14 protein-coding genes and 1 tRNA gene are annotated in these 15,388 nt (G+C 59.4%); 13 read left to right on the top strand and 2 right to left on the bottom strand.

Features of this window, described 5'->3' with window-relative positions:
- Window positions 1-6: 6 nt before the first annotated feature.
- Both HUN39_RS01935 and HUN39_RS01930 read right to left on the bottom strand, forming a co-directional pair.
- Entirely contained in the window at window positions 7-582 is a 576-nt protein-coding gene (locus HUN39_RS01935) for an NnrU family protein (protein WP_175092839.1), read from the bottom strand.
- 30 nt (window positions 583-612) lie between these two features.
- Complete coding sequence (locus HUN39_RS01930) at window positions 613-960, bottom strand: hypothetical protein (protein WP_175092838.1); 348 nt, start codon at window positions 958-960, stop codon at window positions 613-615.
- Window positions 961-1,103: 143 nt separating this feature from the next.
- Here HUN39_RS01930 and HUN39_RS01925 point away from each other — a divergent pair, with 143 nt between their 5' ends.
- The 13 genes from HUN39_RS01925 (at window position 1,104) to HUN39_RS01865 (ending at window position 14,867) form a co-directional block, all read left to right on the top strand.
- Entirely contained in the window at window positions 1,104-1,682 is a 579-nt protein-coding gene (locus HUN39_RS01925) for a hypothetical protein (protein ID WP_175092837.1), read from the top strand.
- A 370-nt stretch (window positions 1,683-2,052) separates the two neighbouring features.
- Window positions 2,053-3,366, top strand: a complete 1,314-nt coding sequence (locus HUN39_RS01920; protein WP_175092836.1) for a winged helix-turn-helix domain-containing protein — start codon at window positions 2,053-2,055, stop codon at window positions 3,364-3,366.
- Between the two features lie 55 nt (window positions 3,367-3,421).
- On the top strand, window positions 3,422-3,826 hold the full coding sequence (gene mce, locus HUN39_RS01915; RefSeq protein ID WP_175092835.1) for a methylmalonyl-CoA epimerase: 405 nt from the start codon (window positions 3,422-3,424) through the stop codon (window positions 3,824-3,826).
- A 4-nt stretch (window positions 3,827-3,830) separates the two neighbouring features.
- Window positions 3,831-4,067, top strand: coding sequence for a DUF1467 family protein (locus HUN39_RS01910; protein WP_175092834.1), 237 nt, complete (start codon window positions 3,831-3,833; stop codon window positions 4,065-4,067).
- A 142-nt stretch (window positions 4,068-4,209) separates the two neighbouring features.
- Window positions 4,210-4,285, top strand: a tRNA-Lys gene (locus tag HUN39_RS01905).
- 415 nt (window positions 4,286-4,700) lie between these two features.
- Window positions 4,701-6,491 carry a carbamoyltransferase family protein gene (locus tag HUN39_RS01900; protein WP_175092833.1) on the top strand — a complete coding sequence of 597 codons (1,791 nt, stop codon included), beginning with the start codon at window positions 4,701-4,703 and terminating at the stop codon, window positions 6,489-6,491.
- Window positions 6,488-7,876 carry a hypothetical protein gene (locus HUN39_RS01895; RefSeq protein WP_175092832.1) on the top strand — a complete coding sequence of 463 codons (1,389 nt, stop codon included), beginning with the start codon at window positions 6,488-6,490 and terminating at the stop codon, window positions 7,874-7,876. Before HUN39_RS01900 ends, HUN39_RS01895 begins: the two co-directional genes overlap by 4 nt.
- An 884-nt stretch (window positions 7,877-8,760) precedes the next feature.
- Window positions 8,761-9,534, top strand: coding sequence for a glucose-1-phosphate cytidylyltransferase (gene rfbF, locus HUN39_RS01890; protein WP_175092831.1), 774 nt, complete (start codon window positions 8,761-8,763; stop codon window positions 9,532-9,534).
- Window positions 9,535-9,594: 60 nt separating this feature from the next.
- On the top strand, window positions 9,595-10,650 hold the full coding sequence (gene rfbG / locus HUN39_RS01885) for a CDP-glucose 4,6-dehydratase (protein WP_175092830.1): 1,056 nt from the start codon (window positions 9,595-9,597) through the stop codon (window positions 10,648-10,650).
- A gap of 4 nt (window positions 10,651-10,654) precedes the next feature.
- Window positions 10,655-11,893: a class I SAM-dependent methyltransferase gene (locus tag HUN39_RS01880; protein WP_175092829.1), complete on the top strand. Its 1,239-nt coding sequence runs from the start codon at window positions 10,655-10,657 to the stop codon at window positions 11,891-11,893.
- A complete protein-coding gene (locus tag HUN39_RS01875; protein WP_175092828.1) occupies window positions 11,890-12,423 on the top strand; it encodes a dTDP-4-dehydrorhamnose 3,5-epimerase family protein in 534 nt (177 codons plus the stop codon). Before HUN39_RS01880 ends, HUN39_RS01875 begins: the two co-directional genes overlap by 4 nt.
- A 91-nt stretch (window positions 12,424-12,514) precedes the next feature.
- Window positions 12,515-13,405, top strand: coding sequence for an NAD-dependent epimerase/dehydratase family protein (locus tag HUN39_RS01870; protein WP_332310705.1), 891 nt, complete (start codon window positions 12,515-12,517; stop codon window positions 13,403-13,405).
- A 133-nt stretch (window positions 13,406-13,538) separates the two neighbouring features.
- On the top strand, window positions 13,539-14,867 hold the full coding sequence (locus HUN39_RS01865; RefSeq protein WP_175092826.1) for a glycosyltransferase family 2 protein: 1,329 nt from the start codon (window positions 13,539-13,541) through the stop codon (window positions 14,865-14,867).
- Window positions 14,868-15,388: the final 521 nt, after the last annotated feature.

Genomic DNA, 15,388 nt, shown 5'->3' with positions numbered 1-15,388 from the left:
CCTTGCTCACGCCGGCAGCACCGAAACGCCGAACAGCCAGGGGTGCAGATAGAGCACGATGAGGAACAGCGCCGTTCCGACGCCCAGCGCGATCGCGTCGCCGCGCGTGAATTGCGAAATCCGCGGCGCGCCCCCGTCCCCGCGCTTCTTCACCGCGATGCGGTCGAAGACGCCCCAGGCGAGAAAAGACCCGAACAGGATCATGCCGCCGAGATCGCCATTGACGAGAAGATGCGCGAGCGCCCAGCTCTTTATCGCGACGAGCGTCGGATGGCGCAGCGCGCCGCGAATGCGGCCTGGCGGCGCGCGACGGCTCACGATCGCGACGAAAGCGAACCAGACGAGCGGCATGGCGACATGGCGCCCCCATGACGGCGGCGTCCAGACATAAATCAGGCCCTCGGCGCGATAACGAATGAAGCCATAGACGATGAGCCCGAGACCGATGGCGGCGACGATCCCGTAGGCGGCCTTATAGGTTTGAAGGCCGTAGCGCTCGATCAGGCTGGCGCGCGTCTCACGAAACGCCGTAAGCGTATGGACCCCGAGAAAAATCACGATTCCGAGAATGAGAATAAGCATGGCCTCTCCGCCTTCCACATCAATTCGCGTCTAAAAGCACCGCACCTGCGCCTCGGCCTGGGCGCGGCGCAACTCTTGAAGCATATCGCGGGCCGCATCCGTATTGCGCATCAGCGCGCCGACCTGCCCCGCCTGCTGATTGACGCTCGCGACGGTCTCGGCTGTGACATACCGCTCATAAGGCAGAATGGTCGCGATGACGTCTATGGAGCAAGAGCACTGGTCCAAGGAGAGGCGCGTATCGCCGTTCGCCTTCATGCAGCCGAAGACGTAATCGGCGCGCGCGGAGGTCGGATAGTCGTTGATATCCGCCGCCCGCGCCCAAGCGGCCGGAAGCGGAAGCAACGCGACAATGAGGAATTTCGATACCGGGCGCATCTTTTTCGTTCCTGCCGGGTTCTTTCCTTGGACAGCCTATCGCATGCGCGTGGGCGACGCACCGAACCGCTATTCGACGAAGGGATGACGCGCAAGCTGAGTTTCAGAGCAGCGTCGTCCAGACTTTGAACAGGGAGGACGGCATGTCGAAGCCGCTTAGTCCTTTTTGGTTGCTGATGTTGGCGGCGCTCGTCTGCGCGCCTCTATCGCTCGCTTTCGCTCATGACGAGATGCAGCGCCAGCAGAACGCCTGCATGCTGAAAATCGGCCCGGATTTCATGTATTTCTCCGGCTATCAGCCTACGGCGTCGCGCAACAGGTTCTGCGAGGACATTCCCACGATTGGCCCGACGATTTTCGTCCTCGATTATGCTCAGGACGAGATGCGGGAGATGTCGACGGACTTTCGCATCATCCGCGACATCGGCGACAAGGAGCCGCAGGAGCGCCTCGACGCCGTCACGGTGGCCTATCTGCCGCCAAAGGTCTATCCGGCCGGCACGCTGAACTTTGAACATGTCTTCAACGAGACCGGCCAATTCATGGGGATCGTCACGGTCGACGGTCCAAACGGCGAGCATTGGGTGTCGCGGTTCCCCTTCACCGTCGGCGGCCGGCCGCTGTTCGCACGGACGCCTTACTTTCTTTTTGCGGCCGCCGGCGTTCTGGCTCTCGTGCTTTTCGTTTGGGGAAAGGATGACCAGAGCGCGCGCCGCGCTTAGAGTGCTTATCGATCACATGAAATCATGTGATCGATAAGGAATCGCTCAAAATCAAAATGTTGAGCAGGTTCTCATCGAAAAAGTCTGTCAACTTTTTCGGAACCTGCCCTAGGCGGAAGACGGCGCGGCGTCATGTGGCCGTCAATTTGGACGCGCATAGATTGCGCCGAGCCTTCCGAGCGTGCTGCGTATCTGGAAGGCTCAAACGCCGGGCCGGAGGTACGTCCGGCGTTTTTTATTTTGGAGAGCCAACGGTCGCCGGGAGGGGCCAGAATTTCAAAAAAACTATGTGATTTTGAAGACTTAACCATATACGCCTCTTGCCGAAGCCGCGCCGTCTTGCCATCATCGCGGCGGGCTGGGGGCTGCCATGGGCGAGTTGGTGAAGCGATTTTCAGGATTCAGTTACAGCGCACAGGGCGGACTGCAGCGCGACGGCAAGCGCATTCATCTGGGCCCGCAGGCGCGTCAACTTCTTGAAATGCTTCTGGAGTCGCCTGGCGTCCTGATCACCAAGGGCGAAATTGCCGCGCGGCTGTGGCCGGATCGCGCCGCGTCCGACGATTCCATCGACCGCTGCGCCTATCTTTTGCGGAAGCCGCTGCGCGACGCTGGCGGCGAAGAGCTGATCGCCACCGCCTATGGCCGGGGGCTGTCGCTGCGCGGGACGGTCGAGACCATCGACGAACGCGCCGCGCAAACGCTCCGTCTCGCCCCGTTGAGCGAACCGCATATTCTCGATCTCTGGCAGACCGCCTACGAGCTTGCCGGCGACCGCACGCGGGAGGGCTTCGCGCGCGCGCAGGAAGCGATCGCATCCGCCGCCCAGATCGAACCCGGCAACCCGGCGGTCTGGGCTCTCGCCGCCGACATCGCCGCCGGCCGAGTCGTACGCGGGTTTCTTCGTCCCGCCCAGGCGGCGGGGATGATCGAGGACTTCGCTGGCCGGGCGCTCGGCATCCTGCGCGATCATACGCCGGCGCTGGCCGTTCTCGGCTGGGCTCGCGGCGCGCTCAGGGGCAAGATCGCCGAGGGCCTCGCCCTCCTCGATCAGGCCGTCGCCGTTGATCCTCTCTACGGCAAAGCGCGCGTCTACCGCTGTTGGCTGCTTGCGGCGGCCGATCGTCTCGACGACGGCATCGCCGATTGCGAAGAGGGCCTCGTCAACTCGCCACATGATCAGGCGCTGCTGTCGTTGCATGCATGGCTCATTCTCTGCGCCGGCGACCTCGAGCGGGCGCGCCGCTATGCGCGCGACGGGCTCGAGCTGAGGCCCGACGCCGCCACTCTGCATCTCGTGATGTCCATCGCCTACAGCCTTCAGGGCGTTCACGAACAGGCGGTGAGCGCGGCGCGCCGCGCCGTCGCCTCGAGCCCAGACGATCCCTTACAATTGACCGTGCTCGCCTATGCGCTCGCCCGCGCCGGACGCGCCGAGGAAACGCATGCGCTCATAGACAGGCTCGTCCAAGACGCCGAGCTCTACGCGCCGCCCTGCTTTCTCGGCGCGGCGTTTTTTGCTCTGGGCAAGCGCGCCGAGGCCCTCGAAGCGATTCGACGCGGCCTTTCCGAAGGCTGTCCCTGGAGCTCCTTCGCACGCGTCGATCCGCGCTTCGTCGCATTGCGCGGCGCCATCGACGGATTCGGCCATCCGCAGCAGGCCGAGGCGCGCACCGCCGGTTGAAATTGCCCGCCTCAGCGCTTATTGGCGCTGCACAGCATTCTTCCGGAAGGTGAAAATGATCGGCCGTCTGAACCATGTCGCTATCGCTGTCGATAGCGTCGAAAAGGCTTCCGCCATCTACCGCGACGCCCTGGGGGCGAAGGTTTCGGCGCCAGAACGCCTCGCGGAGCACGGCGTAACGGTCGTTTTCGTCGAATTGCCCAACACCAAGATCGAACTGCTCGAACCTTACGGCGAAAACTCGCCGATCGCGGGCTTCGTCGCGAAAAATCCAGCGGGCGGCATCCACCACATCTGCTATGAGGTTGAAGACATTATCGGGGCGCGCGAGCAGCTTAAGGCCTCGGGCGCGCGCGTGTTGGGCGATGGAGAGCCAAGGATCGGCGCGCATGGCAAGCCCGTGCTGTTTCTGCATCCCAAGGACTTCTGCGGCTCCTTGATCGAACTCGAGCAGGCTTAGGCGCATGCCCTTTTCCCTGCCGCTGGCGGCGGCGATCTACCTGACGATCTGGTGGATCGTGCTGTTCGCCGTGCTGCCGCTCGGCATTCGCTCTTCCGAAGAGGCCGAAGAAGATCTTCCCGAGGGCGCCGACCCCGGCGCTCCCGCCTCGCCAGATCTCTTAAAAAAAGCGGGGATCACGACGGTGGTCTCGGCCGTCCTCTTCGGCCTGCTGGTGCTTTTCGCCAAGCTCACGGCGTGAGCGGGCGGGGTCGCCCGCCGGGGGTTGACCGGCCCGCCGCCCGCCGGTAGTTGATCGCCAAGCGCGGGACAGACGACCCGCACGGCCGAACGGACCGACCCGCTCAGTCGACTTCGGCGGCGCCGCCCGCCGCCTCTGGAGCGAGCGCGTAGCTCAGTCGGTAGAGCACCTGACTTTTAATCAGGGGGTCGTGGGTTCGAGCCCCACCGCGCTCACCAAATAAATCCAATAATTGCTGTTATCGATCGGTTTAAAAAAGAGGTTTGGCGCCAAATGGTGACCACCAGTCAGAGCGCGCTCATGATTTATCCATTCTCCCCGCACGAATGCGCGGGAACTTCATTTTTCGCGGCTCTGACCACGCCGCATAGCTTGAACGGTCTGTAGCTTCGATCGGCATCGGACAATGTCACTGCTTCAGGGTTCGAATCCCCTTGGGCGCGCCATTTGCGGCCGACGAGAACGTCATGGAGACACCCATGCGCATCGCCCAGACTCGCACGCGCAAAAAGCGAATAGGAATCCCTCCGAGGACTCAATTGTCAGATTTTATCTACTAGGCAAGTTAAATTTGTTAGAAACCATTTGAGGCGAGTAAATTCATAGGAAACGAAGCAATGTAGGGGGATATCAATGGGTTATATTTTAGGACTTTCATTTGATTTCCATGACTCTGCGGCCGCGCTGATCAAGGACGGCGTCGTTGTCGCAGCCGGGATCGAGGAGCGATTCTCACGAAAAAAGCACGATTCGAGCTTTCCTCGTCATGCAGTCGAGTTTTGCATGCAATCTGCCGGGATTTCGTCGTCCTCACTCCAGGCGATCGCTTATTATGAAGTCCCGATGCTTAAGTTCGATCGGATCTTGTGGTGTTCCGAGCAGGCTCAGGGACGCAACCCCGAGTATTTGGACAAGACCATATCGTCGTGGCTCCGATACCGAAAATTCGAAGTTATTGATCGGATATCGGAGGAGCTCGGAGTAGGCCGGGACAAGATTTCGTACGTAGATCATCACCTATCTCACATGAGCGCAGCGTTTTATTGTTCCGGTTTTGACGCGGCGACAATCGTCACCATGGATGGCGTCGGAGAGTACGAAACAACGTCTTGGGGGATAGGAAACGGAACCGAGATACGAAAACTTGGATCGGTTTCTCTGCCAAATTCGATAGGGCTCTTTTACAGCGCCTTGACAGCCTTCTTGGGTTTCGAAGTTAACGAAGGCGAGTACAAGGTGATGGGCATGGGGGCGTTTGGAGAGCCTATTTATTACGACCTTCTAAGGCCGATGTTTCGGCTCGAGGAAGGAGGAGGATTTTCAATCGATCCGATGTATTTCGAGTTTCTGACGCCTAAGGATCTTCCATATACCGATGCGCTTGTCGAATTGCTGGGGCGGCCTCGAGACCCACAACAAAATTTCGCGACTGTCGCTGATGATTTGCCGTCGGGAATCGCCGTGCATGAGGCGGACGCAATTTTGGAGACCAGCAAGCGTTATGCGGACATTGCCGCCAGTGTTCAGAAGGTTACAGAAGAAGTCATTTTTCACGTCGTGGACTCGGCGGTTCAAGCAACAGGCATCAAGGAAGTATGTTTAGCTGGCGGCGTAGCGCTCAATTCTCTCGCAAACGGTCGATTGATACGCGAAAGGGGCTATTCCCTCTATGTGCATCCGGCTGCGGGGGACTCCGGCAGCGCGGTCGGCGCGGCCCTGTGGCGTCATTATCAGGAGGCGGGAACGCAGCGGTCCGCCCCCCTCACCTCGGCTTATCTGGGCTCAGATTGTCCTTCGGACGAAGACATCGATCGCGCCATCGCAGATTCTGGCTTTCAATGTTGCGGGATATTTGCACACGATCAACTTCCTTTAGAGATTGCGCGACTGTTGGCCGAAGGCAACGTCGTTGGGTGGTTCCAGGGCAACGCCGAATGGGGTCCACGCGCGCTGGGGAATCGCAGCATCCTTGCGGACCCGACAAGAGCGGACATGAAAAAAATCGTCAACGAGCGTATTAAGTTCAGGGAGCCGTTCCGCCCCTTCGCGCCCGCCGTACTCCTCGAAGAGGTTCACAACTACTTTGAATGCCCCGCGATTCGAGACCGCACGAGCCCAGAATATTTCATGTTGGCGGTTCATCACGTGCTTCCGTCCGCTCGATCCAAGGTCCCGGCGATTACGCACGCGGATGGAACCGGACGGTTGCAGGTAGTTGACGCCGCGTCCAATCCGGCTTTCTACAGCTTGCTCAAAGCATTTAGTGAGCTAAGAGGAGTGGCAGTATTAATGAACACGTCTTTCAATCTGAAGGGCGAACCCATCGTCGATACTCCGAGCGACGCGCTGCGTACATTTTCATACAGTGGCTTGGACTATCTGGTTATCGGTTCCCGTGTCGTATCGAAGGATTTTGTTATATGACTCGGCTGGATACGGAGGCTCGAACCGCCGTTATCTTCGACCCACCGGCGGACATAGCGATCCCGCATTCCAGGCAAGTGGCCGAGGGATTCCGATTTCACACCGCGAATGTCAAATATCTGAGTGTGATTGCGCCAAGCGAGGCGCGGCGCTGGATTGAAACTTATCTGCCGGATGTGTCCGCACAAGACCCGAGCGTACTGAAGTCTGATGAATTTGACGCGATTGTGTTCACGATTCCTCGCAATGAGACAAAATTCTACGTTCCACCGTTCGTAACTCAGTCGTCAAACGCATCATCGAAGTGGAAATGGCCTTTTTTACGCTCCCGAAGCGTAGCTTCTCCTCAAGGGTCCTCGCTTCGCTTCTATCTTATAGACTGGAATGGGCGGTTATCGCCGCTTGCGCGCGAATATGACGATCGAGACGCACTGAATATGGACGCTCATATTTTCAACAGGCTCTCTAAACCCGAAGCATGGGGCTTCTATTACTTCCCTTATGGCTACTTGTTTCGATATCCGGGGATGGGGCCCCTAAATCAATTCGGGTTCCGCGTGCCCGACGACCTTTCAAACCTCAAGAATCGCGACGCCAATCATAAGTTGGTCCTATGCTATGGCGGATCTACCGGATTCAGCATGTATACGCTTCCTCATCAAATGTATCCTGCCGTCATCGAATGTGCGTTGAATAAGAAGGCTTTGGAAGCAGGGGCGGACGTTAAGTTCACGGTTTTGAATTTCGGTCAGCATGGTCATGTCGTGATGAATTCAATCCTTACATATATGCTTTTCAATTATCACCTGAAGCCTGATTTCGTAGTCGGGCATGATGGATGGAACGATATCCTTTATGGAATGGTGCAAGATCCTCGCCTTCTCAAGGACGGCAATGTCGCGTATCAGAATAATCTTGAGGGCTGGTCGCAGATCCTTCACGGAACGTCACAATTGCAGCAAACTCAGGCGGAAACACCCTTCCGAGCGATGTGCGCGGCGCCAGCGGTTCTGGGACAGTATTTTTCTCGAAAGCGTCAGTTGGAGTCGATGGTTGAAGCGAATGGGGGCAAATTCATTTGGGGATTGCAGCCGAATTGGGCGGGAAAAGGCAGGTTGCATCCGCTGGAATCGGCAAACGTAGAAGCCTTCAAGACCCACACGCCTTTCACCGAAGTGACTCGGATGGCGCTGCCATTATTTGAGAGAGCATCTCTTCAGTTGGAAAGGTTGGATGTTGTAAAAGTTGACCTTTACAAAGAATTCCGGACGTATGGGGAAGATGATTATCTTTTTGTCGATACAGTTCATCTCAGCCCTGATGGTGATGAGATCGTAGGTAAAGCCTACGCAAATGTCATCGCGGGATTGTGTGGCCTAAACTAGAAAGGCTTCTATAATGAACGGAACAGCGATCTCTCAGATCAAAGCGGAGGAAGAGGAACGAATCCGCCGCCTAATTGATGAGGCGACACGTTTGCAACTCTCTCGAACAACGGAATACCTTCGTGGCCATCGGCGAGATTTGGTGGACATCGCGGTTCGCGAACGTACAACGCCCGAGCCGTCGAAATTGCCGTCACCATTTGTATACGCGATGCAATGATGGCCCAGCGTCATTTCAGGCCATGGCCTTTTCGGGCGTGTTCTTGATGTAGTCGAAGGGCAGGAAGTCGTCGATGCGGCTCACGGCGTGGCGTGATTGTTAGGTTTTGCGAAATCGCTTATGCCGCGTTTTCGTCCCTCTCATGCGCACAGGCCAAAATTTTCGACGTCTCCAAATTCACAGCGATATTTCAATCACATATGTGTTCGCATCTTTGTCCTGACCGGCGCGCCGCTCCGGACAGAACTGCGAACACATATGTGATTGAAATACAGACATAAGGTTGGAAAAGCACTGAGGCTATGCCAGCAAGCGTCGCGCTTACGCGTTCACAAAGGTTGGCAGGCTTAAGGGACAACAAAAAGGCCAAGACGGTTGATTGGTTGTTGGAGTGAGGGTAACTCGCGAAAGGAGCCGCCGTGCGCACCCTTGGGATCTATGGAGACAACTTACCCATCCATCTGCCTAAGATTACCGAATCTGCTGAGAAATGCTCTTAGGGATTTAATCAAGCGATTTTGGGCTGACTGCGCCAATCAAGCATTGATCGCTTGCCAAGCGCCAGTCCAATGAGCAATTTGGCAAGCACGTATAGGAAAATGCGCCGTAACTATATTAAATTGGCCCATCGATAGGCGCCGTCCGCGACACTGGAGGAGAAAAAATGCAGGTTGTCATACTTGCGGGCGGCATGGGGACACGAATTTCCGAGGAATCTTATCTCCGCCCGAAGCCGATGATCGAGATCGGCGGTCGCCCAATATTATGGCATATTATGAAAATCTATCACGCTCATGGCGTGAACAACTTCGTCGTCTGCCTCGGCTATAAGGGCTATATGATCAAGGAGTATTTCAGCAATTATTTCATGCATAACGCCGACATAACCGTCGACGGCGAAACCGGACAGGTGGAATTTCATAGTCGTAAAAGCGAATCCTGGAAGATCACGCTGGTCGACACCGGCGAATCGTCGATGACCGGCGGACGGCTCAAAAGAGTCCGCAGCTACCTCAAGGAGGGACAGCCTTTCTGCTTCACCTACGGCGACGGCGTGGCCGACGTGGATGTCGGCGCGCTGATCAAGTTTCATCGCGCGCACGGGCGCAAAGCCACCCTCACCGCTGTGACGCCGCCCGGCCGTTATGGAGCCTTGTTTCTCGAAGGCGACGCCGTCACCAAATTCATCGAAAAGCCGCCCGGCGACCAGAGCTTCATCAATGGCGGATTTTTCGTTCTGGATCCTTCCGTAATCGACTATATCGACGGCGACGCGACGCCCTGGGAGGAAAGGCCGTTGGAGCGTCTGGCGGCGGAAGGAGAATTACGAGCATATAAGCATGAGGGATTTTGGCAGCCGATGGACACGCTGCGCGACAAGAATCGGCTCGAATCTTTGTGGGATAGCGGTCACGCGCCATGGAAGGTGTGGAGTTGAAGAGCCGAATGTGACCGGCGGGCGCGAGGAAATATGAAGCTGGACTGGCGGGAATAAAGCGTGGACAAATGGAAGACCTTAGCCGGCCGGCGCGTTCTTTTGACCGGCCATACCGGTTTCAAGGGCGCTTGGCTTGCCCTCTGGCTTGATCGACTGGGCGCCGAAGTCTACGGTTTTGCGCTGCCGCCTGAAGGCGATGCAAGTCTTTACGAGATGGCGCAGGTCGGCAAGCGTCTGAATTCGACTTTCGGCGACCTGAATGATCTCGAATCGGTCGAGGCCGCCGTTGCAAAGGCCCGCCCGCAAATCGTTTTACATCTCGCCGCGCAGGCGATCGTGCGCCGGTCGCACGCCGATCCGCTCGGCACGCTTGCGACTAATGTCATGGGCGCCGCGCATCTGCTGCAGGCCCTGCGCAGCGCGCCCGACGTTTCGACTATTCTGGTCGTCACCTCCGACAAAGTCTATGCGAATGACGAGCAAGGCGCCGCCTTCGCGGAAGACGCGCGCCTCGGCGGCAAGGACCCCTACTCGGCGTCCAAGGCTGCGGCCGAACTCGTCACCCGCGCTTACGCGCAGTCCTTTTTCAAAGATGCGAGCGTGAAGATCGTCACCGCGCGGGGCGGCAATGTCATCGGCGGCGGCGACTACGCGGCCGACCGCATCGTTCCCGACATCGTGCGCGCGGCGGCAAAGAACGAGAGGCCGGTGCTGCGCATGCCTCACGCGACGCGGCCCTGGCAGCATGTGCTCGATTGCCTGCATGGCTATTTGACCTATGTCGATGCGCTTGAACGCGGCGAGACCCTTCCCGACACGCTCAATTTCGGGCCCGACCCGACCGCACCGATCACGGTGGGCGAACTCACCGAGGAAATGCTCAAAGCGCTTGGCCGCGATGCGCGCTACGAACATCAGCCGGCGGATTCGCGCGAAATGCATGTTCTGGCGGTCGACTCCTCGCGCGCCCGGGCGCTTCTCGGCTGGCGGGACCGCTTGCCCGGCCGGCTGGCGATCAATTGGACCGCGGACTGGTACCGCGGCGCCTTCGCGGAAAGCGGCCCTCTGGCGACGACGCTCGCGCAGATCGACGCCTTCGAGAAACTTCCTGGATAAGACAATGCAAACGCCAGCCTGCCGCTTCTGCGGCGCACCGCTGAAACATGATTTCGTCGATCTCGGCTCGACGCCGCTCGCCAACTCCTATGTCACGGCGGAAGAGATCGCGCGGGGTCTCGACAGGAGCTTTCCACTCCATGCGCGCGTTTGCGACGCCTGCTTCTTGGTGCAGGTGGACGCGCCGGTGTCGTCCGAGGCGATCTTCTCCGACTACGCCTATTTCTCTTCCTATTCTGACAGCTGGGTCGCGCATGCGCAGCGTTACGCGGATGCGATGATCGAGCGGTTCGGACTTGGCCCGCAGTCGCTTGTGATCGAAGTCGCGTCAAACGACGGCTATCTGCTGCAGCATTTCATCGCGCACGGCGTGCCTGTGTTGGGCGTCGAGCCGGCGGCCAATGTCGCCGAGGCGGCGCGCGCCAGAGGCGTGCCGACGGAAGTCGCCTTTTTCGGCAAAGAGACCGCCCGCAAGCTGACGGCGCGGGGGTTAGCCGCCGATCTCACGGCCGCCAACAATGTGCTGGCGCATGTTCCCGATATCGGCGATTTCGTCGCCGGATTTGCGGAAATTCTCAAGCCCGGCGGCGTCGCGACATTCGAATTTCCGCACGTCCTGAATCTCATCCGCGAACTGCAGTTCGACACGATCTATCACGAACACTTTTCCTATCTCTCGCTCGTGGCGGTGGAGCGCGTTCTGGCCGCGAACGGTCTTGTCGCTTTCGACGTCGAGGAACTGCCGACGCATGGCGGCTCCCTGCGCCTTTTCGCGTGCCGCAAAGGCGCGGATCATGCGCCGACGCCGCGCCTGGAGGCGGCGCGCGGCGCCGAGCGCACGGCGCGTCTCAATGCGATCGAAGGCTATGCGGGCTTTTCCGAAAAGGTCGAAGCGGTGAAAGCTTCCTTCTTGAATTTTCTCGCGCGCGCCAAGGCGGAAGGCAAGACGGTCGCCGCCTATGGAGCGGCCGCCAAGGGCAACACTTTCCTCAATGTCTGCGGGGTGAGCGCGAATGACATTGTCTGCGTCTACGATCGCAGCGCCGCTAAGCAGGGAAAGTTTTTGCCGGGGAGCCATATTCCCATTCGCGCGCCCGCGACGATCGCCGACACGCGCCCCGATTATCTGGTGATCCTTCCGTGGAACCTGCGGGAGGAGATCGTGGGCCAGATGGCCGAAATCCGCCAATGGGGCGGCAAGTTCGTCACCGCCGTCCCTGAAACGCGAGTGTTCGACGCTTGAGATTCGCGCCGACCGAAATACCGGGCGTCGTCGAGATCGCGGCCGAGCCGCGCGCCGACGCGCGGGGCTTTTTCGCGCGCATCTATTGTCCCGAGGAATTCGCGGCCGCCGACGTTTCCTTCACATCGACGCAGATCAATCTGTCGCGCAACAGTCGTGTGCATACGCTGCGCGGCATGCACTGGCAGGATCCGCCTTACGCCGAGGCGAAGCTGGTGCGCGCGACGCGTGGCGCGATCCATGACGTCGTGATCGACCTGCGCCGCGAGAGTCCGACATTTCGGCGCTGGATCGCCCGACGCCTCGACGCCGATCGCGCCAATGCGCTGTTCATTCCCGAAGGCTGCGCGCACGGCTTTCTCACCCTCGAACCGGATACGGATGTGCTCTATCAGATGAGCCGGCCGTTCGTGGGCGGGCAGGCGCGCGGGCTGCGCTATGACGATCCGGGATTTGCGATTAGCTGGCCGGCCCTGCCCGCCGTGATCGGCGAGGCGGATCTCGCCTGGCCGTCGCCCTGGCGCGGCTGAAACGACAGGGATTTGCCGCCGGCGTCCCTATTCTGTATGCGTTCGTTGCACAAGCAAATGCTTTTGCCGGGGGGTCGCGTTGCGAGTTCTGGTGACGGGCGCTTCAGGATTTGTCGGTAGGCAGACGATCGGAGCGCTGGCTCGCGCGGGCGTCGAAGTTCACGCGCACGCTCAGCACGCTGAGAAAGTCGACGGCGCCGTTGTCGCCTATGGTGGAGATTTGCGCGCGCCCGGCGCGGCTGGCGCGCTGATCAATCGGGTGCGGCCTGATACTGTGCTCCATCTGGCGTGGAACGTCGAGCACGGCGCATTTTGGACCAGCCGAGACAATCTCGACTGGACCGCCGCAACGCTACTCCTTGCTCGCGCCGCGCTTGACGCCGGCGTTCAGCGCTTCGTTGGCGTTGGGACATGCTTCGAATATCGCTGGCCGGACGACGGGAAGTGTAACGAAGGGACCACTGAAATCGCGCCGGCGACCCTTTATGCCGTCGCAAAGGACGCAGCGCGACGGGTGCTGCAGGAGCTTGGCGATATTTCGTTTGCGTGGGCGCGCCTGTTCTATCTTTATGGGCCTTTCGAGCATGAGGCGCGGCTTGTTGCTTCCCTCGCGGCGAAACTTGCCCGCGGAGAAGACGCGCCGCTTTCGCGAGGGCTTGCAGTGCGCGATTTTCTCGATACCCGCGACGCTGGCGCCGCGCTCGCAGCGCTCGTTCTAAGTGAGACTACGGGCGCTGTGAACATTGCGAGCGGCGAGGGAGTGAGCGTCGCTTCCATCGCCGAGCGTCTTGGCGCGATTGCGGGTCGCTCGGATCTTATTCGCGTCGGCGCGCTGCCTGACCGTCCCGACGAGCCGCCACGCATTGTCGCAGATGTGCGCCGACTGCGTGACGAAGTGAGATTTCGACCGTCGCGAACGCTCGACGAGGGTCTCGCCGAAACCTACGCTTGGTGGCGCGCAGAGGTAGGGGGCCGGCCGTGATCGCCGCTACTGCGAAGCAAGCATATGGTTGGCGGGGCAATGTCACTCACTGGCCGAGCGACTTGGTTGAACCGGCGTTCTTGGCCGGACGGCCCGCTTCACATTCCAGTCGCGAGCATAAGGACAAGCGTTTATGAGCCAACCTGATTTCAGTCTGGTCATACCGACCCGTCAACGCGCCGCAACTTTGCGCTTCTCGCTCAAAGCATGCCTGGAGCAGGACTTCGATTCCTATGAGATCGTTGTTTGCGACAATTGCAGTTCGCCGGCGACCCGCCAGGTCGTCGAAGAGATCGGCTCTCCGAAAATTGTCTACCACCGCGCGCCAGAGACTTTGTGCATGCGCGATAATTACAATCTCGCATACAGCCTCACGCGCGGCAAATATATCACCTATATCGGCGACGACGACTCGCTCATGCCGTTCGCTTTTTCGACGCTGCGCGGCTTATTCGCCAAGCAGAATGTGAAGTCGATCAGCTGGGACAGCGCCATTTACTCCTGGCCGAACATCGCCCGCGACGATCTTGCGAATCATTTGCAGATTCCGCTCACACGAAATGTCGAGCGGATGAATGGCCGCCAGACGATGGAGGACGTTCTGGCGGGACGCGCGCCCGCAACGCTCTTGCCCAACATCTATCACGGCTGTGTGGCGCGCGAAGTGCTTGAGCAAATCCGCGCGACCACGGGAAAAGTTTTCGATAGTTTCCACTGCGATACCTATTCCAGCTTCGCTGTTGCTTATTTGGCGGAAGAATATCTGTCGCTCTCGGCGCCGCTATCGATCAGCGGGTTCTCCGCATCCAGCAACCACATCGCCTTTAGTTTTCTGCGCAGCAAACATCAAATCGCGCAGACGTTTCGCGGCGAAAATGACGTCGCAGGCCTGCGCCTCCATCCTTCCGTTCCCGATCTGCCTTCAGGATTCATTTGCGTCGCGGATTCTTTCCTTCGCGCCAAGGAAGACCTATTTCCCGACGATCCGATAAGCCTCGATCGCAAGGCGATGGTGGAGAGCTTCTTGCTCGCCCCGCCGATCGACGACCTTGACGAATGGCCCTATGTGGAAGCGGAATTGCGGCGATCCCTGTCGGACGATCCTGCGCTCGTTTCGTGGTTTGACAAGCGCATCGAGATTTTTACGCCGCGCCCGTCGCCCCGCGACAGTTATCGCCCCAATTTGGAAGGGATACACGGCCAGCGTCTGTTTCTCGACGCGAGCAGCTATGGCGTGACGGACATTGCCGGCGCGACGCGCCTGTCGTCGCGTCTGCTGGGTTATCGGGGTAAGACGCCCGAGTGGATTGCCGGCCTTGCGCCCGACGATTCCGGCTTACGTTCCTTCTACCGCCAAAAGCGACTGGAGATGCTTTTGAATCTCCTTAAGACGCGAGGTCGGGTGGGGTCGGCGCGCCTTCCAACGCAAAGCGAGGGTTCTACCGGCGTCAATCAGCGCTGAAGTTTGGCGCGCCAAACGCCGCGCGGTTGTCGGCTTTCTTGGACTGGCGGCGTCCTCGAAAGCCGAAAGGCGCGCGTCGCGGTAACAAGAAATTCCGCACAGCGCCACCGATCGCCTGTCTTTGCGCCCCGGAATACGCCGTAGCTCGCGACCGCGATTTTCGCTGGAGGAGCGCAACCGGCCCGCTTCGGGTGCGTTGTCGCAGCTTGAGTGTGTCCGAGCAGCTTGATTGGCTTTCTCCAAAAGCGCCATCCGAATGGCCCCGCCGACGAACTGATCGAAAAAATCCCCGGCGCTGAGGCCGCGATAAGGGACGCCGCGGCGAGGTCTGCTCTGCGGGCGCGCTTGGAGGCGTTGGCCGCCTTCTCGGCGGCGCGAAGGGCGACGTCCTTGCGCTGACGGCTCGATCGACGAGCCCGCGTCTCTCTCCGGACCGGCTTCAGAAGCTGGACACCTCCAATAACCGGGCTTTTCGTGGACTGGCTGTTGGGCGTGAGGCGGCTCGAGGCCATCCTTCCGGG

Source organism: Methylocystis silviterrae, assembly GCF_013350005.1.
Lineage (GTDB): Bacteria > Pseudomonadota > Alphaproteobacteria > Rhizobiales > Beijerinckiaceae > Methylocystis > Methylocystis silviterrae.
This window is presented reverse-complemented; position numbering and strand designations above follow the sequence as displayed.

What these genes read in the sequence shown, in the direction of transcription:
- HUN39_RS01935 (WP_175092839.1), bottom strand. Translation starts at nt 582, where the DNA reads ATGCTTATTCTCATTCTCGGAATCGTGATTTTTCTCGGGGTCCATACG.
- HUN39_RS01930 (WP_175092838.1), bottom strand. Translation starts at nt 960, where the DNA reads ATGCGCCCGGTATCGAAATTCCTCATTGTCGCGTTGCTTCCGCTTCCG.
- HUN39_RS01925 (WP_175092837.1), top strand. Translation starts at nt 1,104, where the DNA reads ATGTCGAAGCCGCTTAGTCCTTTTTGGTTGCTGATGTTGGCGGCGCTC.
- HUN39_RS01920 (WP_175092836.1), top strand. Translation starts at nt 2,053, where the DNA reads ATGGGCGAGTTGGTGAAGCGATTTTCAGGATTCAGTTACAGCGCACAG.
- mce (WP_175092835.1), top strand. Translation starts at nt 3,422, where the DNA reads ATGATCGGCCGTCTGAACCATGTCGCTATCGCTGTCGATAGCGTCGAA.
- HUN39_RS01910 (WP_175092834.1), top strand. Translation starts at nt 3,831, where the DNA reads ATGCCCTTTTCCCTGCCGCTGGCGGCGGCGATCTACCTGACGATCTGG.
- HUN39_RS01900 (WP_175092833.1), top strand. Translation starts at nt 4,701, where the DNA reads ATGGGTTATATTTTAGGACTTTCATTTGATTTCCATGACTCTGCGGCC.
- HUN39_RS01895 (WP_175092832.1), top strand. Translation starts at nt 6,488, where the DNA reads ATGACTCGGCTGGATACGGAGGCTCGAACCGCCGTTATCTTCGACCCA.
- rfbF (WP_175092831.1), top strand. Translation starts at nt 8,761, where the DNA reads ATGCAGGTTGTCATACTTGCGGGCGGCATGGGGACACGAATTTCCGAG.
- HUN39_RS01880 (WP_175092829.1), top strand. Translation starts at nt 10,655, where the DNA reads ATGCAAACGCCAGCCTGCCGCTTCTGCGGCGCACCGCTGAAACATGAT.
- HUN39_RS01865 (WP_175092826.1), top strand. Translation starts at nt 13,539, where the DNA reads ATGAGCCAACCTGATTTCAGTCTGGTCATACCGACCCGTCAACGCGCC.